This window comes from Micromonospora sp. NBC_00821, from assembly GCF_036347035.1.
GTDB classification, from domain to species: domain Bacteria; phylum Actinomycetota; class Actinomycetes; order Mycobacteriales; family Micromonosporaceae; genus Micromonospora; species Micromonospora hortensis.
Window position 1 is genome coordinate 5,087,916 of record NZ_CP108880.1, and the last position, 24,671, is coordinate 5,112,586.

The window sequence follows — 24,671 nt, forward strand, 5'->3', positions numbered from 1 at the left end:
ACGCGCACCCGTAGTCGTACGAACTTCGCGGCTCGCAGCGCATAGCGGCACGCGCTGACGAAGGCCAAGCTTGCCCGGATGGGCTGACGGCCGGCGCGGTCTATCCGTCATGGCAGCCGTCGCGGCTGCGCACTCGTCAAATCTTACGACAGTGTCAGCATCGCCGTGACTTGACTGATGCGGATCCCTTTTCGCGCCCTGCTCAGTCCTCGTCCTGCCATCTACGCACATCCGTCTGGTCATGATAGGGCATACGGTCCGGAGTGGTGATGAATTCCATCGTCGTGCCCCAGGGCATGCGGCAGTAGCAGACCTTGTTTCCAGGACCTTCTTCGGTTGTATAGGGAATAGCGCGAGGCGCGGTGAGTGGCGTGCCTCCGGCCCTTTCGAAGCGCTCAACCGATGCGTCGATGTCGTCGGTGTAGAGACCGAAGTGCGTGATGCCGAAGTCGCTCGCCCGGATCGGCTGGGCTTGTTCGGGACCGTGCATTTCGAAGAGTTCGAAATCGGGTCCGTTTCCGATCTTGACCATCGCCTGCGCGCGCACGACCGTTCCCGGGAAAGCGCCAACGGCCCGCTCGAATTCGGGTCCCTGCCGAGGCGGATCATCCGGTCCGAAGGACTGATAGATCACCTGGGCGCCGAAAGCTTCGATGAAGAACGATTTTGCGGCTTCGATGTCGGGCACCGTGATGCCGATATGATTAACGCCGCGAATGACAGGTGCGGTCATGACGGTTTTTCCTTCCTTATCGAGCGCCATCAGTACAGGTGTTGTCCCAACTTGCCCCCGGTGTCGCTGCCCGCCCGGCCCCACGACGGCGCCGGTCGCAGAGTTTCACTTGGCCTTGAGGAACTCGATCAGAGCGGCCGCGACTTCATCCGGCCTCTCGTCCGCGACAAAGTGGCTGCACCGCGCAATCGAGCCGCCCGTCACAGTGCTGGCGAACTCTCTGAGCATCGGCACCATCTGTGCACCGAAGCGCTGATCCCCGCCCAGACCTAGCACCGGCATCTCGAGCGGTTGCTTCTTGTACTCGAGCGCGGCCGCATGGTCGACGGTGAGGGTCCGATACCATTCCATGCCGCCGCGGGTGCGGCCAGGAAGCGCCATCGCTTTCGCGTAGACGTCGATGTCCGCCGGATCGAAGGTGCTGTGATCGTAGAACCGCTCAGACATGAAGGTCGAAATATAGTCATATTCACGGCCATGGATCAGGCGCTCGGGTAGATCCCGGTTCATGTGGAAGCTGAAGTGCCAGAGTCTTGCGATCGCCGCCTCCCATCCGGTCCAGCCGGGGAGCGGAGCGTCGAGGACGGCCAGGTGGGTAACAGCCTCTCGATAGATGACGGCCTGCGACAGGGCGACCATTCCGCCGAAGTCATGTCCGCACACGGCGTAGCGCTCATGCCCAAGGGCAACCATGACTTGGTGCGCGTCGCGCGCCATCGTCGCCTTGTCATAGCCGTCGAGCGGGCAGTCGGAGAAGCCCGCGCCGCGCAGATCGATGGCCACCACGCTGAAATGCTCGGCCAGCAGCGGCATCACTTTGTGCCATCCCCACCACGTTTCCGGCCAGCCGTGAGACAGAAGGATCGGCGGGCCCGAACCTCCCGTGACGGCGTTGATCTTGATGTCATTCACCGGCACCAGTTGCTGGGTGAACCCCTTCAAAGTTGCGATCATGATCGCTTTCCAGTCGAGAAATGTTGACGTTCACACAGAGCTCGCCGCCAGCGCTCAGGGGCTGGTCGAAATCGGTGGCAATCATGATGTCGCACCAGGCGTCGATATCGCTGCGGAAAGCCAGCCAGCTTCGCTCAGCGACCGAGTGCGCGATCGGGCCGAGCCGCAGATAAAGCGGGGCTTCATCGGCGTCGACCGCCCGATAGTGCTTGCGCGAGCCCGCGGCGCATTCCGGCATAACGTTGTCCGCCATCGTGATCGAACGGCCAAGGAAATCGGTGCGGAACGGCCCGGGCTCGACGATCAGCACGCGTATGCCGAACAGTTTCAGCCCGTCGGCGAGCGCTTCGGGTATCCCCTTCCGCGGCGAATTTGGCGGCGCTGTAATAACGTCCTCCGCCGCCGAACGATGCCGGCGCCAGAAGACCGAAGACGTCCGCCTCGAACATCGGCCGATATTCCTCGGGCGTGCCTTACTCGATCGCGCCGAACAGGCCGTCGCCGGCCTTGTTCACGAGCACGTCAAACCCGCCGAAGGTCTCGACCGCCGTTGCGACCGCCACCTTGGCAGCCGCCGCACCGGTCACGTCCAGTGGCAAAGTGATCATCCGGCCACCGAGAGGCTCGGCGATTTCCTCGATCGTCTTGTCATCGTGGGCCGTCGCGATGACCTGATCTCCGCGCTGTGCTCCAGCGAGCGCGAGCCGCCGGCCGAAGCCGCTCGAGCAGCCTGTGATGAGCCAAGTCTTCAATACCTCCTCTCCGAGTTTTTTCAGACGATGCAAAGCGGTCGCCGCCACGAACCGTCATCGGCCATGATCGACAAGTCCTTACGCGTCTGAGACCAAGCTACCGCGACCAGGTAAGCTCCGGGCACGTAACTGGTCAGGTCCCGTGATGCCATCCTCGTGGCGCGGAGCGGGGGTCCTCGACGTTCCATGTGACCTATCGCATCAAGGCATGCCAAGGTCAAGGGCGGCGCTTTCTACGAGGCTTCGCAGCGTGCCACTGCTGAAGTCGGCGTCGGTGGCGACTATCAGCGAGGCTTGGGCGTCGCCGATGAGTCCGCCGTTGGGCTTGATGTTCACCCGGAGTACGTCGTCGATGTGGTCCGGCCGCACGAACCAGAACTCGACCCCACCCGACAGGTCGTCGTGACGTTTCTCAAGAAGCGCTCCCGCGCTCTGGGTCAAAGCCGAACATGCGCGTGGTCCACGGATCGACGGCACAGTTCACCCATCAGCGCGGCGACTGTACGACTGGGCCAGCACTGTCATCACCACGGTCGCAGGTTTCCCCGGACTACCGACAAGCCCAAGACAAAGCAGAACGCCCTCCCCTGTGAGCTATAAAAAACACAAAAGAGACTTGACATGAAGATCGCGGCCGTAGAGACCGGCACACCGCCGGTAAGCTGGTCACCGCGGTCTCCGTCTGATCGACCAGCGGCAGGCGAAACCGGTCGCATCTACTCCGGCGGGCCCTGGTCGACGGAGAGGCCGAGATGCGTCCCACCGGAGGCGTCGATCACCTGGCCGGTCACCCATCGCCCGGCTGGAGAGGCAAGGAAGGCGACAACGTCCGCGACATCCGCCGGCTCTCCGACACGACGTAGGGCCGAGAGCCCGGTGACGACCTCGCGCATCGCCGGTTGGGCGTCGAACCAGGCCACGTTGTTCTCGGTGGCGGTGGTCCCGGGCATCACCGCGTTCACCGTGATACCCCGACCGCCCAGTTCCTGTGCCAGCGTGACGCTGAACGTGTTGATCGCGCCCTTCGTCATGGCATACGCAAGAGTGCCGGGTATCGCGACTCGGGTGGCGACGGACGAGACATTGACGATCCGGCCACCGTCGCGGAGTAGGTTCAGGCCACGCTGGACCACAAAGAACGGCGCTTTCACGTTAATCGCGAACAACTCGTCGAAGTCATCCGGCCGTGCGGTGGCCAGCGTCGGCGTGGCCCCGCCGATCGCCGCGTTGTTCACCAGCACGTCGATGCCGCGACGCGCGCCGCGTTCGGCCAACCCGGCCTCCACGCCAGCCCAGAGCCGATCGGCGTCACCCGCCACGCCGAGCTGCGCGCCGACCGCGAACGCCGCGCCGCCCGCCTCGGTGATCTGCGCGACGGTCTCTTGCGCGGCTGACTCGCTCGTGCCGTAGTGCACTACCACCAGCGACCCAGCCGCGGCGAGCCGCTGGGCAATCGCCCGACCGATGCCCCGGCTCGCGCCGGTGACGAGGCTTGTGGTGCCGTCCAGTGTTTCCATGATCTCCCCTTCGTTTGCGTGTCGGTGCAGGAACCACGGTCCGACCCTCGTCGTGCGCCCGGCAAAGGACTGAGGAATTGCGGCGTACGGTTGTTGCACTTCCTCAAGCGGAGAAACGTCCGCGCGTACGCTCATTTGATGCGCTGGGACGCCGAGGAGAAGCGACACCGAATCCTGGCCGCGGCACGGCGCGCCTTCGCCGAGAAGGGCGAGGACGTCACGGTGGCTCGGATCGCCCGCAGCGCCGATGTGTCCGTCGCCACCGTCTACCGGCGTTTTCCCACCCGGGACCGCCTTATCACCGACGCTTACGCCGACCAATGGAACGATTGCGCGGCCATGCACGCCGAAGCCCTGCGCGACCCGGATCCGGCGCGTGCGCTGCGGGAACTGATTCGCACACTCTGCGCATACCAGTTGCAGGACAGAGGTTTCACCAGGGCCTACGTCGAGGCGGTGGTCACCGGACGCGGGCTCGACCACGAACGACAGGAGACCGAACGGGTCATCGCCCGGCTGCTGCAGCAGGCACAGGCGATGGGCACCGTCCGCGCCGACCTGACCGTCGCCGACTTCCGGCTGCTGATCGCCGCCCACCACGGCGTCGTCCTGGCCGCTGGGCCCGACGCTGCGACGGCTTCCCAGCGCTATCTCGCACTGATGCTGCGCACGCTCCAACCCTGAAGATCCGAGCCACGAGGTCGGTCAGCCCGGGGTGGTGGTGCGCGCCGGCCGCGGAGCTGCCGCAATGTGCGGCAATGCGGCGACGCCTCAGTCGGGGATGCAGGAACGCATTTCGCGTCCGCGTCAGTTCCCTTTCGCCACCGTGCGGTTGAGCCACAACGCCGAGACGAGGAAGAAGACGCCACCCGCGATGGCATAGCCCGCCACGTAGGCCAGCGTCGGGTTGTCGGCGCCGGCAAGCGAGATGAATGCCGCACCCACCAGCACCGAGAGGCCGCCGCTGATGATCACTGGCAGATGGCCGCCCACCTTGCGGCGGGTGACACTCACCATGAGCTGAACCAGGCCGGCCACGATCGCCCACGCGCCCCACACCCGCAGGACCGCCGGAATGCCGGACGCGGCGGCGACACCCACGCCGACGGCGGCGATGAGGCTGACCGCGATGTTCACGTACAGCAGGGCCGGTGAATCGGCCTTCCGCGACGAGCGGAGGTCGTAGATGGCGGCACCCACGTCGAACAACGGGTACAGCACGAGCAGGATGGCGGCGAGCGGGCCGATGTCCTTGGCGGTCGTGAACAGGATGAGCGCCCAGACGACGGCGAACACGAAGCGGACGAAATACAGCCGCCGCAGGGCGGAAGCGGTCCCCGAATGGCCAGGCGAAGCAGCAACGGAACTCACGATGGCCCTTTCAGGAACTTCTCGGACGATCAGGACTGCTTTCAGGCACACACTTGGCGGTGTCAGCGAGCCACGCCCCGAGTGGACGTGCGGGTGGGCGTGTCAGCACCTCCAGGTCGTCGCTCGGGGTAGGTCCTGCGGCCTGTCACGCCCGAAGGGAGGCGGACGGCAACCTGCCTTCGTCAACCAGATGACCGCCGACGGTACCGGTCGCGCCGGTGACAAGGAACGTCATCTACTCATCATGCGACCGTCCCGCTCCTCGCGGGAGAGACTCCGGGGGATAGGGATCGCTAGCCACTCCCCTCCCCTCCCCGACCGCCGCCGCCGGGGGAAACTGATCGTGGTTGCCGCAACCTCAGCTGATGTTCGGAATGCGCGCGGCAGTGCCGCTGCCGGCGAGTCCCGGGGTCTGCCGGCGGGTGCCGGCGGTGAGGCCGACGTCGGCTGAGGAACCCCGGGCGTAGGCGTCGTTTCTGCCTACGCCCGGGGAGCTTGTAATCCTTAAGCCTGCTCGATGTCCGAGAACAGCCCCTTGAACGTGACCTGCGTCCCCACGAGGGTGCCGAAGACATCAGCGGCAAAGGTCGTCGCGACCGCTGCGGAGGCGTCCTCGTAGCTGTCGAAGTAGAGGTCGAGCGTCCGGTACGCGGGGGTAGCGGTGCCATCCTCCTTCGGCCACACTTTCGCAGACTCGAGTCGCCGCAGCTTCGGGAACTTCGCTGCGGCAGCCTTCACGTCCGCGTAGGCCCGCTCGAAGTCGTCGGGGCTTGCAGGGTTATCGATGACGATAGTGATCTTGGTGGGCAAGGGACTCTCCTCGAAGTGGAAAGAAACCTGGATTGGGAATACCGAACGTTCTTTTTTGCCGGTAACGGCAGCTATTCAGGAGCCAGCTCAGTGGCTCGCCTCCGGAGTTCAGCGGCCGTAGGTCTCCAACAGCCGCAGCCACACCTCGCTGACGGTCGGGTAGGCCGGAACCGCGTGCCACAGCCGGTCCAGCGGGACCTCGCCGACGATGGCGATGGTCGCGGCGTGGATGAGTTCCGCGACGTCCGGGCCGGCGAGGGTGAGGCCGATGATCACCTTCCGGTCCTCGTCGACGACCATGCGGGCGTGTCCCTTGTAGCCATCGGCGTGCAGGGAAGCTCCGGCGACGGCCCCGAGGTCGTAGTCCACGACCCGGATCCGTAGCCCAGCTGCCTCGGCCGCAGCCGCGGTCAGCCCGACCGACGCGATCTCTGGGTCGGTGAAGATCACCTGCGGCACCGCTCGCTCATCGGCCGTCGCCGCGTGCCGGCCCCACCGGCCGTCCTCGACCTTCTCGCCCTTCGCCCGGGCCACGATCACGTCGCCCACCGCCCGCGCCTGGTATTTGCCCTGATGGGTCAGCAGCACCCGCCGGTTTACATCGCCCGCCGCATAGAGCCACTCGCCGCCGCCGACGACGCGCAGAGTGTCATCGACCGCCAGCCAGGCACCCGGCGCCAGCCCGACCCGGTCGAGGCCGATGTCCTGGGTGTTCGGTGTACGACCGATCGCCACCAACACCTCGTCGGCCTCGACCCGCTCGCCGGAGGCGGTCCTGATGTGGACGGTTCCGCTGTCGTCGCGGTTGACGGCGACGGCCTCCGCGCCGAGGCGTACCGACACACCGGCCTCGCGCAACGACTCAGTGACCAGTTCACCGGCGAACGGCTCCGCCGACGGCAGCACACCGTCACGGGCCAGCACCGTCACCGACGATCCCAGAGCGGCGAACGCGGTCGCCATCTCGGCCGCCACCACACCACCACCGATGATTGCGAGCCGACGGGGAACCGGCCGGGCCGAAGCCGCCTCGCGGCTGGACCAGGGCAGGGCTTCCCGCAGCCCCGGGATATCCGGCAACAGAGCGCTGCTTCCGGTCGCGACGACCACGGCGTGCCGGGCGGTCAGCGTCGTGGTGACACCGTCGACGCCGGTCACCTCGACGACCCGGGCGGAACTGATCCGCCCCTGACCGCGGTGCAGCGCGATGCCAGCCGACTCGAGCCAGGACACCTGCCCGTCGTCCTGCCAGTGCGACGCGAAGGAGTCCCGCCGGCCAAGCACCGCCGCGACGTCCAGGTCGCCCGTCACCGCCTCCCGCGCACCGGGCAGATGACGAGCCGCCCGCAACGCCGACGCGCTGCGCAGCAACGCCTTGGTCGGCATGCACGCCCAGTACGAGCACTCACCACCGACCAACTCCCGCTCAACGATCGCGGCGGTCAGCCCGCCCTGCACGACCCGATCGGCCACGTTCTCACCGACCGGACCGGCACCAATCACGATGACGTCGTACTCGGTTGTGGTCATGTCAGTTGCCCTTCGCGGCGCGGCCGAGGCGGATGGCGGCGATGAGGAAGAAGATGGCACCGGGAATGGCGTAGCCGGCAGCGTTGGTCAGCGACGGGTTGTCCGCGGAGGCACCGGCGATGAAGGACCCACCGGCCAGAATGGAGATGCCGCCACTGATGATCATCGGCCACTGTCCGCCCATCTTTCGACGAGTGACCCCCACGATCAACTGAACCAGACCAGCGACGACCGCCCAAGCGCCCCACACCCGCAGGACAGCGGGAATACCGGACGCCCCGGCGACACCCACGCCGACCGCCGTGACCAGGCTTACCGCGATGTTCACGTACAGCAGGGTCGGCGAGCCCGTGCCCCGCGACGCACGGAGGTCGTAGATGGCGGCACCCACGTCGAACAACGGGTAGAGCACGAACAGCGCCACCGCGAGCGGACCGATCTCCTTAGCGGTAGCGATCGTCACGCCAGCCCAGACGATGGCGAACGCGAAGCGGACGAAGTACAGCCGCCGGAGCGCGGAAGCCGTCTGGGAAATACCGGGCGAAGCAGCAATGGTGGTCACGGGTGACCCTTTCAACGGAGGGGGTTGAAGAGACCGATCGTTCTGTCTTGTCTAGCATGACAGGCGCAACCCGTATCGTCAAGACCGAACGTTCTGTCCACTCCGGTGGCCCTGCTCGGCTGCTGCACGCAACGCCCCCGCTGGCGGCCAGCCGACCGAGTTGATCGCCGCATCACACGCGCCCTCGCCGCCGGCGCTGGCGGCGAGGGCCGGCACGATCAACCTGCCCCGGCGTCGCTTCCCACCCGTCGCCATCGACTGGTGCTGTCGAGCCTGCGGCCGCTCGCGCCCCTTAGACCGAACGTTCTATCCGCTACGATGACGATATGACGCCCACCGCACCCGGTGCCCGCCCCTCCGAGGCGCGCCAACGGCTCCTCACCACGGCAACCAGGATCTTCTACTCGGAGGGCATCCATTCCGTCGGCGTAGATCGGATCATCGCCGAGGCGAAGGTGACCCGGGCCACCTTCTACCGGCATTTCCCCAGCAAGGACGATCTCATCCTCGCCTACCTGCGTGAAGTCCATGAGATGGATCGCGGCGCGGTCGACACGGTCATCACCACCAATTCACGGCCGGTCGCCCCACTCCTGGCCATTGCCGACTCCATCGCGGAGAGCATCCAGTCCCCGGGGTTCCGTGGATGCGCGTTTCTGAACGCTGCGGCGGAGTATCCCGACACGGAACATCCCGTGCGTCAGGAGATCATCGCCCACCGGCAATGGTTCCTGGACACGCTCACCACGCTGATGGCGCAGGTCCAGGAGGAGACGGCAGAGTCCGCCGCGCGTCACTTCGTCATGCTCCGCGACGGTGCCATGGCAGCCGGGTGCCTCTTCGACCCCGCGAAGGTGTCCGAGACCTTCCTCCACGGCGTCGAAGGACTTCTCCGAATCACTGCCGAGCGCCAGCCGACCGAATCCGCAGGCTAGTCCACGTGGCCGCGCGCGGTCAGGCTTCCGCGTCGGGATCGCCGGCCGTCGCCCGCCCGACCGGCGAGGACGCGACCTCCAGCGGCCGTCCCCGGCTTCGCAACGCGTCGAGGAGCGCGACCAGGGCCAGCACGGCGGCCACCACACTCAGCCCGACCATCGGCGCCCACCGCGCCAACAGCGGCGTGAACAGCAACAGGACGACCAAGCCAATCACCCGGGACCAGGAAAGCCGACCGAAGATCTCATAGTCCAGCCGTATGCGAGCGACGAGAAACAACACCGGACCGCCCACCACGAACAGAAGCCAACTCGGCTGCGACGGCCCATACGGATCATCGATCACCAACTCGTAGCCGACCGCCGTGACGAGCACGCTGAGCACGATCAGCAGATGCGTCCGTTCCGACGCCGTACCCAAGCGCCCAGGCATCACCGCCCGGGCCAACGCATCACTCAGCAGCAGACCCGCGCGGTAGAAGTAGATTCGCCAGAGCAGCGCGCTGGTGGCGAACGCGACCGCGAAGGCGCATGCGCGCTCGGCGGAATAGTCCGCGCCGCTGAAAACCGCGCCGATGACCAGAATCGACTCACCGAGGGCGATGAGAAACATCTGCTGGTAACGGTCGGCGAGGTGAGTCCCCGCGATCCGCCAGTGGGACACCTTCGAGACCCCGAGCCACGGCAGCGGCCAGCCCAGGCCCCAGGCGAGATAGTCGACGGCGAGGGCGGCAGCCCACAACGGCAGACGAAGACGGTCCGGACCCAACGCGCCGGCCAGCCACAGAGGCGCGCTCACCAAAGCCCACCCGGCAAGCCGGAACGGCACCAACCGCCGCGGGTGGCCACGCAGCGCGGCGGCGATCACCAGCGGCCGCACCACCATCACCACCAGGTACGCCACCGCGAACGGCAACGCACGCTCCTCCATGGCGCGCGGCAACGTCACCGCCATGATCAGGCCGGCGAACATGGTGCCGACCACGACGGCCTGGATGATCGGCTGCTCTGGTTCATACCGACTGGTGATCCAGGTGGTATGCGACCAAATCAACCACAGTGCCAAGAACAGCAACAGGGTACGACCAACCCCCCCGACCAACACCCAGCCCGTGTCATCACCCACGTCGGCGAACCGCTGCGACACCCGAGTAAGAGCAACAACGAACGCCAGATCAAAGAAGAGCTCCAGGAACGTCGCCCGACCCGAACTCGTGGCAGGACGCAGCAGCTCGGCACCCCGCCCCGCCGCCATAATCCGCCTCCGTCCGCCCCTTGCCGCACCAACGAGCCGCCCGCCAGAGGGTTGCGTCGGCCCCCATCACCGCAGGGACACCTGGTGGGCACCCGAAGCCACCTCATTGAAGCGACCGAAGACCCTCCACGTCCGAGATAACCACCTACTCGACCGCATTTGTCAGTACGCCGCCTCAGCCGACACCACCCCGCGTCGCGCGACGCCGGGCATACGGAGTACCACCGCGGGTACGCGCCGGGCGTGGCGAAGATCAGTGATTACGCACTTCTCGGCGACTGTCACAGCGCGGCGTTGGTCTCCTCGGACGGGTCCGTGGACTGGTGGTGCCCGCCCCGGTTCGACGCGCCGAGCGTCTTTGCGCAGTTGCTCGGCGCTACCGGCGGCTTCTGGTCGATCCGACCGCTCGGGCGGTACACGACCTCCCGTCACTACCTTGACGGCACGATGGTGCTCCGCACGGAGTTCCAAACCCAAAGCGGCGTGCTGAGGTTGACGGACGCCCTCAGCCTCGGTGCCGGGGAACGTGGTCACCGGATCGGCTACACGTCCCCGCACGTCCTGTTGCGGCAGGTCGAGGTGGTCGCTGGCGTGGTGGAGGTGGCGGTCGAAATCGCGGCCCGGCCGGAGTACGGATTGGTGAGCCCCATGGTTGCCGAAACGCCGATGGGGATAGAGATATCCGGGGGCGCCGACCGCTTGGTCCTGACCGCTGATCGTGATCTTGCCGTCGACGGTTCACTGGTGACCGGGCAATTCACTCTCGCCGCAGGCGATAGCGCCGTGTTCTCGCTGCATCACCGTCGGGCGGCTGACCCGCTGACCGTGCCGCTGGACGGGCGCGCGGCACTGCGGGACACCATCGCCGGCTGGCAGTCCTGGGACGGCATCCACCAGGACTACCAGGGCGCCTACCGGGAGGCGGTCCGGCGCAGCGCCCTGGTCCTTCAGTCGTTGACGTACCAGCCGACCGGTGCGGTGATCGCGGCAGCCACCACCTCGCTGCCGGAAGACGTCGGCGGAGAGGCGAACTGGGACTACCGGTTCGGCTGGCTCCGCGACGGCAGCTTCACCCTCAAGGCGCTGTGGGTTGCCGCCTGCCCCGACGAGGCGCACCGCTTCTTCGACTGGATGGCCGCCTCCTTGGGATCAGTGGACGCGGAGGATCACGTGCCGATCATGTTGGGGGCGGGTGGCGAGCGGGACCTGACCGAACACACCCTGGAGCACCTCGATGGCTACCAGGGCAGCCGACCGGTGCGGATCGGCAACGACGCCTGGCAGCAGAAGCAGCTCGACGTCCTCGGCGAGATCCTGGAGTGCGCCTGGGTCCTGCGGGACGAACTCACGGACCTGTCGCCCGCCGCCGCGGACCTGCTGCGGTCGCTGGCCGACCGGGCAGCCGCCACGTGGCGGGAGCCCGACGCCGGCGTCTGGGAAGGACGCGAGGGGCACCGGCACTACCTGACGGCGAAGCTGATGTGCTGGGTAGCCCTGGACCGGGCCGTCAAGCTGGCAGGAACCCTGGGCGCGCAGGCGCAGGTCCCGCACTGGTCGCAGGCCATGAAGGAGATCCACGCGGCGATTCTCACCGACGGCTGGAGCACCTCGGCCGGGACGTTCACCGGTGCGTTCGGGTCCGACCACCTCGACGCCGGGGTGCTCATCATGTCGATCATCGGGTTCCTCCCCGGCGACGACAGTCGAGTCCTCGCCACCTTGGACACCATCAGGCGTGAACTGGGGCGAGACGGCCTCATGCAGCGCTGGACAGGGGCGGGATCGGAGGGCGCCTTCATCGTCTGCTCGTACTTGCTGGTCCAGGCTCTGGCCCTGGCCGGAGAGATCGACGAGGCCAAGCAGATCTTCGAAAACGTCACCGACCGGGCAAACGATCTTGGCCTGCTGTCGGAGGAGATCGATCTCCGCGACGAAAGCCTGATCGGGAATTTCCCCCAGGCGCTGTCCCACATCGGTCTCATCAACGCCGCCTGGGCCATCGATCAGGTGGAGTCCGGCGCCAAATCCTGAGGGCGGACGTGCCGCCACCTCCGCAACGAGGATGCCACTGGCCAGGCTTGCAAGCGGCGTGATGCAGGACCGCAGTCACGCCACCACCCGAACGTCCGGATTGACCCAGCTGATCGCGCTTGGTTGAAGCCGGAGCAAGTGGGTACGCCCGCAAATCGCCGGCATGGTGGTCTAGACGCTTGGCTAAACGCAGGGATTCCAAAATCGGCAATGACTACTCCAATGCGCACTCGGGTGCTTAACTGCTGCAGTAGTCGACAGGGCTTCACCGCCTCACGAGACCAGGCGCGCCTCGACAAGTCGTCAAATAACCTACACGGCCCGGCTTTCCAGATTCTGCTGACAGCAGCCTAGCCGGCCTTAAATACTGGATACTGGAGCACCGCTCCCGCGTCGGCAATTGCGGACCGTTACACGGCTGCCAGCGGAAACGCCGCCGAACATCCTCGTCGCCGGCCTGCGCTACCACCCTCAGTGGACAGTGGGGCCCTTTGAAAGGAACCGCCGGATGAATGCCGCTTCTGACAAGCCTGCCCAGGACGCAGGAATGCCCACCGTCGTACTCGTCCACGGCGCTTTCGCCGACTCATCGAGTTGGAATGGGGTGATCGCCAATCTCAAACGTCGAGGCTACCCGGTCATTGCCGTCGCAAACCCGCTCCGCGGCGTGCAAAAGGACGCCGCTTACGCTCGAGCTGTTGTGGACTCGGTGTCCGGCCCGGTCGTGATAGCGGCTCATTCGTACGGCGGATGTGTGATGACCGAGGCTGCGGATGGCGCCCCCAACGTCAAGGCTCTGGTGTACGTCGCCAGCGTGAGCCCGGACGTCGGCGAGAGCGTGGCCGACTTGATCACCAAGTTCCCGGGAAGTGCGCTCCTCACGTCCGTCAAGATGGTGCCGACCCCTCTCGACGACGGCGGCACGACCATGGCGCAGTACATCCACCAGAACCAGTTCCCGGCGGTGTTCGCCGCCGACGTCGACCCCGACGCCGCTGAGCTGATGGCGGTAACGCAGCGGCCACCCACTGAAGCCGCCCAGACCGAGAGCGTGACCAAGGCTGCCTGGAAGACCATCCCGTCCTGGACCCTGATCACCACCCAGGACAAGGGCATTCCGCCGGACCTGCAGCGCTTCCTGGCCAAGCGGGCCGGGTCGACGACGGTCGAGATCGACGCGTCCCACGCCGTGGCAGTCTCTCAACCCGGCCCGGTCGCCGACCTCATCGACACAGCCGCCCGCGCCACCGCCCAGTAGCACTATGGCGGTAGGCGACTCGTGTTCGTAGATCTGCGTGTGGCGGACGTTCACATGCTCGGCAGCCCGAGCGGGACAGGTGCCCGACGTCTCCTACCGAACCCCACACGGTCAGCCGGTCTTGGTGGCGAAGGGGCCACCGTCGCCGAACGCGAGCCGCGCGAAGTTCTCGGCGATGCGCCGATGTCCAGCAGGGTCGGGGTGGACCTCGTCGGGTAGCGGGAGTTCGGCGTAGTCCGCCTCGCCGTAGAGGTTACGTCCGTCGAGGTAGTGCAGGTTCGGGTCGTCGGCCGTGCGCTGTTCGACGATCCGGGCGAGTTCGCCACGGATGACGTTGAGAGTCAGCCGCCCGGCGCTGCGCTCGGCCGGATCGCCCGTGGCCTTGAACCGCAGGGTCCCGCCCTCGAAGTCCGGGGCGAGGGGGCCGGGCGTGTCCTCCTGGACCGGGCACAGGATGGCGGACACGACCAGCAGTGGTGTGGTCGGGTGCCCTTCGCGGACAGTGTCGAGGAAACCGTGGACCGCGGGAGCGAAGGCGCGCAGACGCATCACATCGCTGTTGACGATGTTGATGCCGATCTTGACACTGATCAGGTCCGCCGGGATGTCGCGCATCGCGCGGGCGGTGAACGGGTCGAGCAACGCGCTCCCGCCGAACCCCATGTTGACCAACTCCACACCGCCCTCAGCCGCGGCCAGGGCCGGCCAGATGGCGCTGGGATGAGCGGCGTTCGAGCCGTGACTGATGGAACTGCCGTGGTGCAGCCACGTCCTGCGCCCGCTGGGCGGGGCCTGCTCAACGGGCGCGTCGGTGCGCAGCGCGATCAGTTCGGTGATCTCCGTATGCGGGAGCCAGATCTCGATGTCCTTCTCACCCGCCGGCAGATCCGCGAAGCGGGCGGTGCCGGCCGGCCCCTCGGTCAGCACCGAGGTTTGGGTGAACATGTCGGTAACGGTCCGGACGTTGCCCCCGGGCACCGAGGCCTGCGCGGCCAGGCGGCCGTTGATCAGCAGGTCGTAGACGCCGTCCGCCGGTGGTGGGAAGCCCTGGTAGACCCGTTTGGTGGGCAGCGTGTCCAGTTCGATCGTGGTGGCCCGGGTACGGAACGCCAGCCGCACCCCGGAGGGCTGGGCCTCGGCCATGGCCAGTTGGTCGTCGGGGATCTGCCGGCGCGCCCGGGTGGTCAGCCGATGCGGCAGCAGACCGCGCGCGGTCGCCTCCACGTCGACAAAGCCGCGCAGGAGGTCCGCGGTGACCGGGGTGATCCATTGTTGTTCGGTGGTCATTGCCTCAAGCCTTTCGACCGAATCTCGGTGTTCACCGGCGCGCCGCGCAGCGAACCGCTTGCGGCGGTGCGGCCGTTGTCCGGGTCAGGTAGTGCTGCGGTTGCGTAACAGCGAGTCGAGCGAATCCACGATCCAGTCCCAGGATTCCTGCGCAGCGGGGGCGCTGTGTTCGAAACCACCGGCCAGCTCCAAACTGACGTAGCCGTGGAAGACGCTGCCCAGCATCCGGACCGCATGCGTCGCGGCCGGCTCGTCCAAGTCGTAGCCCCGCAGGATCGCCCGGGCCATCTGGGCGTGCCGGACGCCAGCGCTGGCGGCCGCTGTTTCCGGGCCGAGCCGGAGCCTGGCGGCCGCATACCGGCCCGGGTGCTCCCTGGCGTACTCGCGGTAGGCGTCAGCGAACGCGGCCAGGGCGTCCCTGCCGGCCCGACCAGCGACGGCGTCGGCGACGCGATCGGCGAGTTCCTCCAGCGCGAACAGCGCGATGCGGATCCTGAGGTCCTGCGAGTTCTTCAGGTGCGAGTACAAGCTCGGGACCTTGACGTCGAACCGCCGGGCGAGCGCCGAGATGGTGACCTCGTCGAAGCCGACCTCATCGGCCAGCTCCGCCCCCGCTCGGGTCAGACGCTCCGGCGTGAGCCCTGGTCTCTCCATCACCCTCCCCCTAACTGCCTACACCTATTATGCTCCTGCCTAATAGTTATAGGCAAACTCGCCCGCAGCTCGGGAGTAACGGACCGAACGAGAGATCTGGAAGGCGTGCGCCTGGCGCCGTGTCTCTTGCGAACCGAACGCCCTGCGCCACCTCATCAGGCAGCGGCGCATCCTGAGAAGTAGCAACCGGAGTAGACGATCAGGACTCGCGCACGCGCTCGGCAATTGCGTTGGCCAGTTCCGCCGTCGTGCCGGTGCCGTCCAGGTCGGGGGTGAGCGGGGCTTCCCGCGGACCGTACGCCAGGACGTCCTCGACGGCACCGAGCAGGTGCGCTGCCGCCTCGGGGTGACCGAGGTGCTCCAGCATCATCGAACCGCACCAGATCTGGCCGACCGGGTTGGCGATGCCCTTACCGGCGATGTCCGGCGCGGAGCCGTGCACCGGCTCGAACAGGCTCGGATGATCGCGCTCGGGGTTGATGTTCGCGCTCGGGGCGATGCCGAGCGTGCCGGTGCAGGCCGGGCCCAGGTCGGACAGGATGTCGCCGAACAGGTTGCTGGCGACGACCACGTCGAACCATTCGGGGTGCAGCACGAACTGTGCGGCCAGCGCGTCGATGTGGAACTTGTCGAGACGTACGTCGGGGAACTGCTCGCCCATCGCGGCCACCCGCTCGTCCCAGTAGGGCATGGAGATGGAGATGCCGTTGCTCTTGGTGGCCGAGGTGAGGTGCCGTTTCGGGCGGCGGAGCGCCTGTTCGAAGGCGAAGCGCAGCACGCGGTCGACGCCGACGCGCGTCATGATGGTCTCCTGGAGGACGGTTTCCCGCTCCGTGCCCTCGAAGATGCGACCGCCCACGCTCGAGTACTCGCCCTCGGTGTTCTCCCGGACGACGACGAAGTCGATGTCGCCGGGTTCGCGGCCGGCCAGCGGACTGCGGACGCCTGGCATGAGCCGGCAGGGGCGCAGGTTCACGTACTGGTCGAAGACCCGCCGGAACTGCAGGAGGCTACCCCACAGGGAGATGTGGTCGGGCACCACTGACGGCCAGCCGACCGCCCCGAAGTAGATGGCGTCGTAGCCACGCAGTGTCTCCTCCCAGTCGGGCGGGAGCATCGTGCCGTGCTGCTGCCAGTAGTCGGCGCTGGCGAAGTCGAAGCTGTCGAAGGTGAGGCTCAACCCGAACCGGTCGGCGGTCGCGCGCAACGCCTCGATCCCCGCGGGTACGACCTCCTTGCCGATGCCGTCCCCGGGGATGACGGCGATGCGCTGTGACGTCACGCCGTCTCCCTCAGCGCGGCGAGACCACCCTGCGCGTCCTCGGTGGCGAGGCGTTCGGCGGTGGCGGAGTCGCCGGCGCGCAGGGCCCGGACGAGGGCGCGGTGACTGGTGTACCGCTCCAGGCCGAACGTGTCGTCCGAGGCCACTTTCCGCAGCAGCAGCTCCCGGCGCTGGGGGCGGGAGAACACGCGGCTCTGCTCGAGCATCCGGACGAGGACGGGGTTGTGGGCGCACGCGTTCACGGTGTCGTTGAACTCCTGCATCGTGTCGAGCAGCTCGGCGAGGTGCCGGTCGACCGCCTGCCCGTGACGGTGTCGTTCCTTGAGCAGGATCAGCAGGTCGTCGGCCCGGTCGAGGATCGCGTCCAGGGCGTCGAGCTGACCGGCGGTGGCGTGCCGGGCGGCGAACCGGGCGACGAGGCCGCGCAGGCCGACCTCCACCTCGGCGAGGTCGTCGATGGCCGCGTCGCGGATCGCGGCCACCAGAACGGTACGCGGCCCGATCCGTTCGATGAGGCCGTCGAGTTCCAGGCGGCGCAGCGCCTCACGGACGGGCGTCGGGCTGATCGCGAGCCGCTCGGCCATGCCCCGCTCGGTCACCTTCTCCCCCGCGGCGAGGTCGCCGGTGGCGATGGCGGTGCGGACGTGACGGTACGCCTGGTCGGCGAGCGTCTCGGTAACGGTCATGTTCGGACTCTAACCCATGACACAGCAAAGCCTGTTGCAACTATTGACGAGTTTGCTACAGCAAATTAGCGTGACGCCGGACACATGGAGGTGACATGACCGAAACGCAGGTCCGCGACAGCGCGGTGTCCCACCGGAAGATCACGCTGCTCATCGCTCTGGTGCTGTTCGCGCAGGAGTCGACCTGGAACTTCTACGACAACCAGGTCCCCGCGCTGCTACGCGACCACGTCGCGAGCGCGGCGGTCGTCGGTCTCCTGATGGGAATGGACAACCTGCTGGGGATCTTCGTCCAACCCTGGATCGGCAACCGGTCGGACAACACCCGTACCCGGTGGGGACGCCGCGTGCCGTACCTCGCGGTGGGCATGCCGGTGGCCGCCCTGCTCTTCCTGCTCCTCCCCTGGACCACGTCGCTCGCCACGCTCGTCGTGGTGATGGTCCTCTACGCGCTGGTCGCCAACACGATCCGTCCGCTGGCCGAGTCGATGGTGCCGGACTTCATCGCGCCACAGCGGCGAAGCCGGGCGAACGCCGTCGTGAAGATCGCGACCTCGCTGACCATCATCGTGGCGTCGCTGATCAGCCTGTTCGTGGTGGACGAGCATCCGCGCGGCGCGTTCGTCATCCCGGCGGTGATCCTGTTGCTCGTCACGGGGGTGCTGATCCTCAAGGTGCGTGACAACCGATCAGCGGCATATCAAGCCGCCCTGGCCGAGGACGCCACCGCGAGCAACGGCGGAACGGACGTGCCGTTCCGGCGGATCGTCGCGGACCTGGTCACCGATCGCGACCGCCGACGACTTCTGCTCCTGCTGACCGTTCTGCTCTTCGGTGGCGCATGGTTCGCCTCGCGCTCGCTGATCACCCCGTACGGCATGGAGGTTCTGGGCCTCACGCGTGGAGAGGCGGGCGGGCTCAGCCTGCCCAGCGGCGTCGCCTACCTGCTCGCCGCCTTCCCGGCGGCGCTGTGCGCCGAGCGCTTTGGGCGACTGCGTACCATCGGCGCGGGCATGGCCCTGTTCGCCGTCGCGATGGCTGCCGGATCGATCGTGCGGACCCCGACCGGGACCGTCGTCGTGTTCTGCCTCGCCGCCGTCGGCGCCGCCGCGTTCACGATCAACGCGGCGGTGGCGTTGTGGAACATGGCGCCGTCCAGTCGGGTGCTCGGCACCTACACCGGCCTGTACGCGGTCACCTGGTACCTGGGCGGCTTCGGAGGACCGGCGATCATCGGCGCCGTGGTCGACCTCACCGGCTGGACCGGGATGCTGCTCGACATCGCGGCACTGGCCGCGCTTGCCGTCCTCGTCGTCGTGTACCTCGGCCGCCTGCAACGACGCCGCACGACCGCTCTCCTGTCATGACACGAAGGAATTCGATGCCGACCGTTCTCATCACCACGGACTACCTCGCCCCCGGCGACGAGGTGGACACATACCTCACCGGGCGGGGTTTCACGACCCGGCACGACCCGATGCGGGGACCTCGCCGGCCCGAGCAGCTGATCGCCGCCCTGGCCGGGGTCGACGGCGCGTTGATCGCCAACGAGCCGATGACGGAGGAGGTGCTGCGGCAGGCGTCGAGCCTGCGCGCCATCGTGCGCACCGGCGCCGGCTACGACACCGTCGACGTGGCCGCCGCTGCCCGGTTCGGCATCAGCGTGAGTAATCTGCCGGGGATCAACAGCAACGCGGTGGCCGAATACACCATCGCGTTGCTGCTCGCCCAGGCACGGCATCTGGTGCCGATGGCCGCCGACGTCGCGGCCGGTGGCTGGCCCCGCCGCGACGGCCACGAGGTACGCGGCAAGACCATCGGACTGATCGGGCGGGGTGCCGTGGCACGGCGGGTGGCACCGCTCGCCTCGGCCTTCGGCATGACGGTGTTGTGCACCGGCAGCCTGGCCGCGCCGACGATCCAGGTCACGCTCGACCAGCTGCTTCGCGACTCCGACTTCGTATCCGTGCACACCGCGCTGACGTCGCGCACCCGCCACCTCGTCGACGCCGCAGCGCTGGCACGCATGAAGCCCAGCGCACATCTGATCAACACCGCACGAGGGCCGATCATCGACGAGGCAGCCCTCGCCGAGGCCGTCCGCGCCGGCCGCCTCGCCGGCGCGGCTCTCGACGTGGTGGACGTCGAGCCGCTGCCCGCCGACAGCGTCCTGCGCGGCGTCGAGGGCATCACCGTCTATTCGCACATGGCCGGGCAGACCGCCGAGGCGCGGCTGGCCGCAGGGATGGAGGGTGCCAAGGAACTGGTCGCCGCCCTCGATGGCCGCCCCGCCCACTCGGTAACCGCAGTACGGGAGCTGGCATGACCAACAGGACAGCAGAAGCGGACGTGATAGTGGTCGGGGCGGGCCTCGCCGGGTTGGTCGCCACTGCGGAGCTGGTCGCCGCCGGTCGATCCGTCCTACTGCTCGATCAGGAGCCCGAGCAGAGCCTCGGCGGCCAGGCGTTCTGGTCGTTCGGCGGGCTGTTCCTGGTTGACTCGCCCGAGCAGCGCCGGATGGGCATCCGCGACTCCCTGGACCTCGCGTGGCAAGACTGGCAGGGCAGCGCGGGGTTCGACCGGCCCGAGGACGACTGGCCGCGGCGCTGGGCCGAGGCGTACGTCTCGTTCGCCGCGGGCGAGAAACGCTCGTGGCTGCGAAGCCTGGGCATCAAGCTGTTCCCGATCGTCGGCTGGGCCGAGCGCGGTGGCTACGACGCCACCGGGCACGGCAACTCGGTGCCGCGTTTCCACATCACCTGGGGTACCGGTCCCGGCGTGCTCGAGCCGTTCATCGCGATCGTGCGGCAGGCCGCCGAGCGCGGTCAGGTCCGGCTGGCGTTCCGCCACCGGGTCGACACGCTGACCACTCGCGCCGGCGTTGTCACCGGCGCGGCCGGGACGATTCTGGAGCCCAGCGACGCTCCCCGTGGAACCGCCAGTTCCCGCGTCCCGGCCGAGGACTTCGCCTACACGGCGCAGGCCGTCCTGGTCACCTCCGGCGGCATCGGAGGCAACCACGACCTCGTACGCCGCAACTGGCCGGAACGGCTCGGGACGCCGCCCGCTCACCTGATCACCGGTGTCCCGGCGCACGTGGACGGTCGAATGCTCGACATCACCACGGGCGCGGGCGGCGCCGTGATCAACCCGGACCGGATGTGGCACTACGTCGAGGGCATACAGAACTGGGATCCGATCTGGGCCTCCCACGGCATACGAATCCTGCCCGGCCCGTCCTCGATGTGGCTCGACGCGCGTGGCCGCCGGCTCCCGGTGCCGCTCTACCCCGGATTCGACACCCTGGGCACGCTCGCCCACCTGCGTTCGACCGGATACGACCACAGCTGGTTCGTGCTCACCCAGAAGATCATCGAGAAGGAGTTCGCGCTCTCCGGATCGGAGCAGAACCCGGACCTCACCGGCCGGAGCGTTCGTCAGGTCCTGGGCCGCCTCCGTGCCGGGGCGCCGGCACCCGTGGAGGCGTTCAAGCGCCGCGGCGCCGACTTCGTCGTGACCGACGACCTCGACGAACTCGTCAAGGGCATGAACGCCCTCACCGGCGAGCCGCTGCTGGACCCGCTCGACGTGCGCCGCACGATCGAGGCGCGCGACCGACAACTCACCAACGACTTCACCAAGGACATGCAGATTGCCGCGATCCGCAACTTCCGCCGATACCGCGGCGACCGGCTGATGCGCACCGCGCCGCCGCACCGGCTGCTCGATCCCGCCGCCGGACCGCTGATCGCCGTACGCCTGCATGTGCTCACCCGCAAGACCCTCGGCGGCCTGCACACCGACCTCGACGGCCGGGTGCTCGACGGCACCGGGCAGCCGGTGCACGGCCTCTACGCCGCGGGCGAGGTCAGCGGGTTCGGCGGCGGTGGAATGCACGGGTACCGCGCCCTGGAAGGCACCTTCCTCGGCGGTTGCCTGTTCTCCGGACGCCAGGCCGGCCGCGCGCTCGCCGCCACCCTCACCTGACCATGGAAGGAACCACCATGACCGCACGCCGCGACTCCGTTCGCGTCCTCGCGCCGACCGGCATGCTCGGCGCCGGATTTCCGCCCGAGACCGTCACTCGCGGCCTGGACCTCGGCGCCGACGTCATCGCCGTGGACGGCGGCTCCACCGACTCCGGCCCCTATTACCTCGGTTCCGGTATCGCCAAGACCGCCGCCGCAGCCGTGGCCAGAGACCTGCGGCTGCTGCTGCGTGCGGCAGCCACCGCCCGCATCCCGCTGATCATCGGCTCCTGCGGCACCAGCGGCACCGACTCCGGCGTCGACTGGGTCGCCGGCATCACCCGCCAGATCCTGGCCGAGGAGAACCTTGACCTGCGGGTAGCGACGATCTACAGCGAGCAGCAGGCCGGCGACCTCAAGGGGCACCTCGACCAGGGCCGGGTGCACCCGCTGCCGCCGGCCGGCGACCTCGACCTGGCAACATTGGAGAGCTGCGAGCACATCGTCGCGATGATGGGCCACGAGCCGATCGCCGAAGCGCTGGCCGCCGGCGCCGATGTGGTTCTGGCCGGACGCGCCACCGACACCGCCATCGCCGCCGCCTATCCGCTGATGGCCGGCATGCCGGCCGGCCCGACCTGGCACGCCGCCAAGATCGTCGAATGTGGCGGGCAGTGCACCACGAACCCGCGCGCCGGTGGCGTTCTCGCCACCATCGACGCCACCGGCTTCACCATCGAGCCGCTCGACCCCGCCGTCGCCTGCACCACCACCTCGGTCGCCGCGCACATGCTCTACGAGACGGTCGACCCCTTCTCGATGCGCGAACCGGCGGGCACCATCGTGGTCGCCGACGCCACCTACCGGGCCTTGGACGACCGACGGGTACGCGTGGAGGGCTCCCGCTTCGAACCCGCCGCGCAGCACACCATCAAACTCGAGGGCTCGCGCATCACCGGCTACGAGACTATGTCGTTCACCGCCATCCGCGACCCCCACATCCTCGGCCAGATCACCACCTGGGCCGCGCTGTTGCGCCGGATGATCGGTGAGTGGGTCACCAACGCGCTAGGACTGAACCCCGACGAGTACGCCTTCGACATCCGCCTCTACGGCTACAACGCCGTCCTGGATGCCATCGACCCGGCCACCGGACCGCCCCGCGAAGTCGGCGTGATGCTCCTGGTCAACGCCGCCGACCAGCAGACCGCCACCGCCATCGCGAAGATAGCCAACCCGCTCATGCTGCACCTACCCACCCCCGACATGGACTACCTCCCCAGCCTCGCCTTCGCGACCTCGCCCGCCGAGACCGAACGCGGAGCGGCGTACGAGTTCGTCCTCAACCATGTCGTCGACGTCGACTCCCCCACCAGCCTGTTTCGCATCAACGTTCCGGAGGACACCGATGACTGAGACCGTTGCGGACCTCGCACTCGAGGTCCGGTCGAAGAACGCCGGCCCCTTCTGGGTCACTATGGAGGTGTTCCTGCGCGACGCGGCCGGCTACGCCATCGTCGGCGATCCCGAATTCCTGAACGCGCCGGTGATCGCGCGTCTCTACGGCGTCGCGGCGGACACCGTCCAGATCTACCGGATCCCCGAGCTCAACGTTGTCAAGATCTCGTTCCCGCGCCCCGTGGCACAGGGCAGCCTGCACGACCGCGACATCCATGCCGGCCAACACCACGTCCCGCTGGCCTTGCTGCGGGTGACAGCCACCGAGGGTGCGGGAAACGCCGTCCTGGACCGACGGTGAGGCTGGCCGGGTTGGCCCGTACGTGATGGGCTGATGGTTGGCGGCAGTGGACGTGACCCTTGCTCTGACTGGCTTCGCGCCTCCGAGGCGACGTGTCCGTCTGCTGCCGCCGCCTCCTGCCGCAGCCGGACCTGACCGCGACCCCGGGCCACCCCGCAGCCAAGGCCGCCTAACCAACCCGGCGAACGTTTGTGGTCAGGGCACTAGATGACGGGAACGGGGGAAGGGTCGACCAGAGTGCGGTCACCGTCGAAACCATGATCCAGCGCGGCGGTGACGTCCTCGTGTGGGGTTCCTGGCCGGATGGCGCTGACCTCGTCCAAGTGTCGATAGTGCTGATCGCTGAGGTCGAGTTGCAGCGACTTCAGGTACTCCTCCAGTTGAGTCAGGGTGCGCGGGCCGACGATCGGGATCAGGGCCGTGGGGGCCAGTGCGGCCCGGCTACGCAGCCAGGCCAGGGAGACCTGGACCGCGCTGACGCCGAGTTCCTCGGCAATCGTCAGTACGGCGTCGACGATGGCGGTGCGCTGGGCACTGCCCTCGATCGCGTCGCCCCGGGCGGTCAGCCGGCCTTGTTCACCCTGCCGATACTTACCAGTGAGCAGTCCGCCGGCCAGCGGGGAGTAGAGGACCACGCCCAGACCGTGAGCCTGCGCCATCGGCAGTAGCTCCCGCTCGGCAGATCGTTCGGCCAGGCTGTATTCCGTCTGGATGCCGACCAGAGGGGCCAGGCCGCGCAGGTCGGCGCGGACGGCGGCGCCGGCAACCCGCCAGGCCGGGAAATTCGACAGGGCGCCGTGCAGGATTTTGCCGGAGCGGATCAGGTCGTCGAACCCGGCCAGGATCTCCTCGATCGGGGTGAGGCCGTCGGGAAAATGCGGCATGAAGACGTCGACGTAGTCGGTGTTCAGGCGGCGCAGACTCGCTTCGAGAGACCGGACCATGATCTTGCGACTGTTGCCGGTCGTGCCCGGGCGGGGCTGGGCCTGCCTGGTCCCGCTGTACTTGGTGATGATCACAAAGTCGTCCCGCTGAGGCCCGAGCAGCCCGCCGAGCACAGTTTCGGCCTGTCCATCCTGATACAGGTTGGAGGTGTCGAACGTGGTGCCGCCGGCGGTGACGAAGGCCTCGAAGATCTGGCGGGAGGCCTCGGGGCCGGCGCCGGTGTTCGAGGTGCTGAAGTTCGCCGTCCCGAGCGCGTACTGCGACACACGCAGTCCGCTCAGACGGCCGAAGGTCTGGTAGCGCACGGTGGCTCCTGAGGGTCAGTGCGGTGAGGTAGGCTTCCGACAGTAGCAAATAAAGCGAGGGTTCACTCTTTTATGCC

At 67.7% G+C, this 24,671-nt stretch carries 25 protein-coding genes; 9 read left to right on the forward strand and 16 right to left on the reverse strand.

The annotated features are described in order from the left end of the window. Positions 1 to 202: 202 nt before the first annotated feature. From OHB44_RS23095 to OHB44_RS23120, 6 genes are all read right to left on the reverse strand, one after another. Positions 203 to 763, reverse strand: coding sequence for a VOC family protein (locus OHB44_RS23095; protein WP_330438246.1), 561 nt, complete (start codon positions 761 to 763; stop codon positions 203 to 205). 75 nt (positions 764 to 838) lie between these two features. Then, the gene (locus OHB44_RS23100; RefSeq protein ID WP_330438247.1) at positions 839 to 1,675 is read right to left on the reverse strand and encodes an alpha/beta fold hydrolase; all 837 of its coding nucleotides are present in this window, start codon (positions 1,673 to 1,675) and stop codon (positions 839 to 841) included. After that, complete coding sequence (locus OHB44_RS23105) at positions 1,638 to 1,997, reverse strand: hypothetical protein (protein ID WP_330438248.1); 360 nt, start codon at positions 1,995 to 1,997, stop codon at positions 1,638 to 1,640. Before OHB44_RS23105 ends, OHB44_RS23100 begins: the two co-directional genes overlap by 38 nt. 163 nt (positions 1,998 to 2,160) lie before the next feature. Then, entirely contained in the window at positions 2,161 to 2,487 is a 327-nt protein-coding gene (locus OHB44_RS23110) for an SDR family NAD(P)-dependent oxidoreductase (protein ID WP_330438249.1), read from the reverse strand. Between the two features lie 153 nt (positions 2,488 to 2,640). Beyond that, complete coding sequence (locus tag OHB44_RS23115) at positions 2,641 to 2,880, reverse strand: hypothetical protein (RefSeq protein WP_330438250.1); 240 nt, start codon at positions 2,878 to 2,880, stop codon at positions 2,641 to 2,643. Positions 2,881 to 3,155: 275 nt separating this feature from the next. Next, a complete protein-coding gene (locus tag OHB44_RS23120) occupies positions 3,156 to 4,055 on the reverse strand; it encodes an SDR family NAD(P)-dependent oxidoreductase (protein WP_330438251.1) in 900 nt (299 codons plus the stop codon). A gap of 39 nt (positions 4,056 to 4,094) precedes the next feature. Between OHB44_RS23120 and OHB44_RS23125 the strand changes: the two genes are divergently transcribed. Next, a complete protein-coding gene (locus OHB44_RS23125; protein ID WP_330438253.1) occupies positions 4,095 to 4,640 on the forward strand; it encodes a TetR/AcrR family transcriptional regulator in 546 nt (181 codons plus the stop codon). Between the two features lie 123 nt (positions 4,641 to 4,763). Here the strand turns inward: OHB44_RS23125 and OHB44_RS23130 are convergent, their stop codons facing one another. From OHB44_RS23130 to OHB44_RS23145, 4 genes are all read right to left on the reverse strand, one after another. After that, positions 4,764 to 5,327 carry a hypothetical protein gene (locus OHB44_RS23130; RefSeq protein WP_330438254.1) on the reverse strand — a complete coding sequence of 188 codons (564 nt, stop codon included), beginning with the start codon at positions 5,325 to 5,327 and terminating at the stop codon, positions 4,764 to 4,766. Positions 5,328 to 5,831: 504 nt separating this feature from the next. Continuing rightward, positions 5,832 to 6,137: a hypothetical protein gene (locus OHB44_RS23135; protein WP_330438255.1), complete on the reverse strand. Its 306-nt coding sequence runs from the start codon at positions 6,135 to 6,137 to the stop codon at positions 5,832 to 5,834. 108 nt (positions 6,138 to 6,245) lie between these two features. After that, positions 6,246 to 7,667, reverse strand: coding sequence for a dihydrolipoyl dehydrogenase family protein (locus OHB44_RS23140; RefSeq protein ID WP_330438256.1), 1,422 nt, complete (start codon positions 7,665 to 7,667; stop codon positions 6,246 to 6,248). Between the two features lies 1 nt (position 7,668). Continuing rightward, on the reverse strand, positions 7,669 to 8,229 hold the full coding sequence (locus tag OHB44_RS23145) for a hypothetical protein (protein ID WP_330438257.1): 561 nt from the start codon (positions 8,227 to 8,229) through the stop codon (positions 7,669 to 7,671). A gap of 326 nt (positions 8,230 to 8,555) precedes the next feature. On the opposite strand from OHB44_RS23145, the gene OHB44_RS23150 reads away from it, so the two are divergent. Continuing rightward, on the forward strand, positions 8,556 to 9,164 hold the full coding sequence (locus OHB44_RS23150; RefSeq protein ID WP_330438258.1) for a TetR/AcrR family transcriptional regulator: 609 nt from the start codon (positions 8,556 to 8,558) through the stop codon (positions 9,162 to 9,164). A 19-nt stretch (positions 9,165 to 9,183) separates the two neighbouring features. Here the strand turns inward: OHB44_RS23150 and OHB44_RS23155 are convergent, their stop codons facing one another. Further along, positions 9,184 to 10,419 (reverse strand): low temperature requirement protein A, encoded by a 1,236-nt coding sequence (locus OHB44_RS23155; protein WP_330438259.1) that lies wholly within the window; start codon positions 10,417 to 10,419, stop codon positions 9,184 to 9,186. Between the two features lie 243 nt (positions 10,420 to 10,662). Here OHB44_RS23155 and OHB44_RS23160 point away from each other — a divergent pair, with 243 nt between their 5' ends. Together OHB44_RS23160 and OHB44_RS23165 are read left to right on the forward strand one after the other, a co-directional pair. Then, entirely contained in the window at positions 10,663 to 12,450 is a 1,788-nt protein-coding gene (locus tag OHB44_RS23160; protein ID WP_330438260.1) for a glycoside hydrolase family 15 protein, read from the forward strand. A 508-nt stretch (positions 12,451 to 12,958) separates the two neighbouring features. Then, positions 12,959 to 13,708, forward strand: a complete 750-nt coding sequence (locus tag OHB44_RS23165; protein WP_330438261.1) for an alpha/beta fold hydrolase — start codon at positions 12,959 to 12,961, stop codon at positions 13,706 to 13,708. 111 nt (positions 13,709 to 13,819) lie between these two features. On the opposite strand, the gene OHB44_RS23170 is transcribed toward OHB44_RS23165, so the two are convergent. The 4 genes from OHB44_RS23170 to OHB44_RS23185 form a co-directional block, all read right to left on the reverse strand. Beyond that, positions 13,820 to 14,995, reverse strand: a complete 1,176-nt coding sequence (locus tag OHB44_RS23170; RefSeq protein WP_330438262.1) for a GDSL-type esterase/lipase family protein — start codon at positions 14,993 to 14,995, stop codon at positions 13,820 to 13,822. Positions 14,996 to 15,079: 84 nt separating this feature from the next. Further along, entirely contained in the window at positions 15,080 to 15,649 is a 570-nt protein-coding gene (locus OHB44_RS23175; RefSeq protein WP_330438263.1) for a TetR/AcrR family transcriptional regulator, read from the reverse strand. A gap of 199 nt (positions 15,650 to 15,848) precedes the next feature. Beyond that, positions 15,849 to 16,931, reverse strand: a complete 1,083-nt coding sequence (locus tag OHB44_RS23180) for a tartrate dehydrogenase (RefSeq protein ID WP_330438264.1) — start codon at positions 16,929 to 16,931, stop codon at positions 15,849 to 15,851. After that, positions 16,928 to 17,617, reverse strand: a complete 690-nt coding sequence (locus tag OHB44_RS23185; RefSeq protein WP_330438265.1) for a GntR family transcriptional regulator — start codon at positions 17,615 to 17,617, stop codon at positions 16,928 to 16,930. The genes OHB44_RS23180 and OHB44_RS23185 overlap by 4 nt, the downstream gene beginning before the upstream one ends. Before the next feature lie 95 nt (positions 17,618 to 17,712). Between OHB44_RS23185 and OHB44_RS23190 the strand changes: the two genes are divergently transcribed. From OHB44_RS23190 to OHB44_RS23210, 5 genes are read left to right on the forward strand one after another with little or no spacing between them, the layout of a single operon-like run. Beyond that, positions 17,713 to 18,984: an MFS transporter gene (locus OHB44_RS23190; protein WP_330438266.1), complete on the forward strand. Its 1,272-nt coding sequence runs from the start codon at positions 17,713 to 17,715 to the stop codon at positions 18,982 to 18,984. Between the two features lie 14 nt (positions 18,985 to 18,998). Further along, the gene (locus OHB44_RS23195) at positions 18,999 to 19,943 is read left to right on the forward strand and encodes a phosphoglycerate dehydrogenase (RefSeq protein WP_330438267.1); all 945 of its coding nucleotides are present in this window, start codon (positions 18,999 to 19,001) and stop codon (positions 19,941 to 19,943) included. Beyond that, complete coding sequence (locus tag OHB44_RS23200; RefSeq protein WP_330438268.1) at positions 19,940 to 21,604, forward strand: FAD-binding dehydrogenase; 1,665 nt, start codon at positions 19,940 to 19,942, stop codon at positions 21,602 to 21,604. The genes OHB44_RS23195 and OHB44_RS23200 overlap by 4 nt, the downstream gene beginning before the upstream one ends. 17 nt (positions 21,605 to 21,621) lie before the next feature. Beyond that, complete coding sequence (locus OHB44_RS23205; protein ID WP_330438269.1) at positions 21,622 to 23,001, forward strand: acyclic terpene utilization AtuA family protein; 1,380 nt, start codon at positions 21,622 to 21,624, stop codon at positions 22,999 to 23,001. Next, complete coding sequence (locus tag OHB44_RS23210) at positions 22,994 to 23,344, forward strand: DUF4387 domain-containing protein (RefSeq protein ID WP_330438270.1); 351 nt, start codon at positions 22,994 to 22,996, stop codon at positions 23,342 to 23,344. Before OHB44_RS23205 ends, OHB44_RS23210 begins: the two co-directional genes overlap by 8 nt. A 203-nt stretch (positions 23,345 to 23,547) precedes the next feature. Here the strand turns inward: OHB44_RS23210 and OHB44_RS23215 are convergent, their stop codons facing one another. Further along, positions 23,548 to 24,594 (reverse strand): aldo/keto reductase, encoded by a 1,047-nt coding sequence (locus OHB44_RS23215; protein WP_330438271.1) that lies wholly within the window; start codon positions 24,592 to 24,594, stop codon positions 23,548 to 23,550. Positions 24,595 to 24,671: the final 77 nt, after the last annotated feature.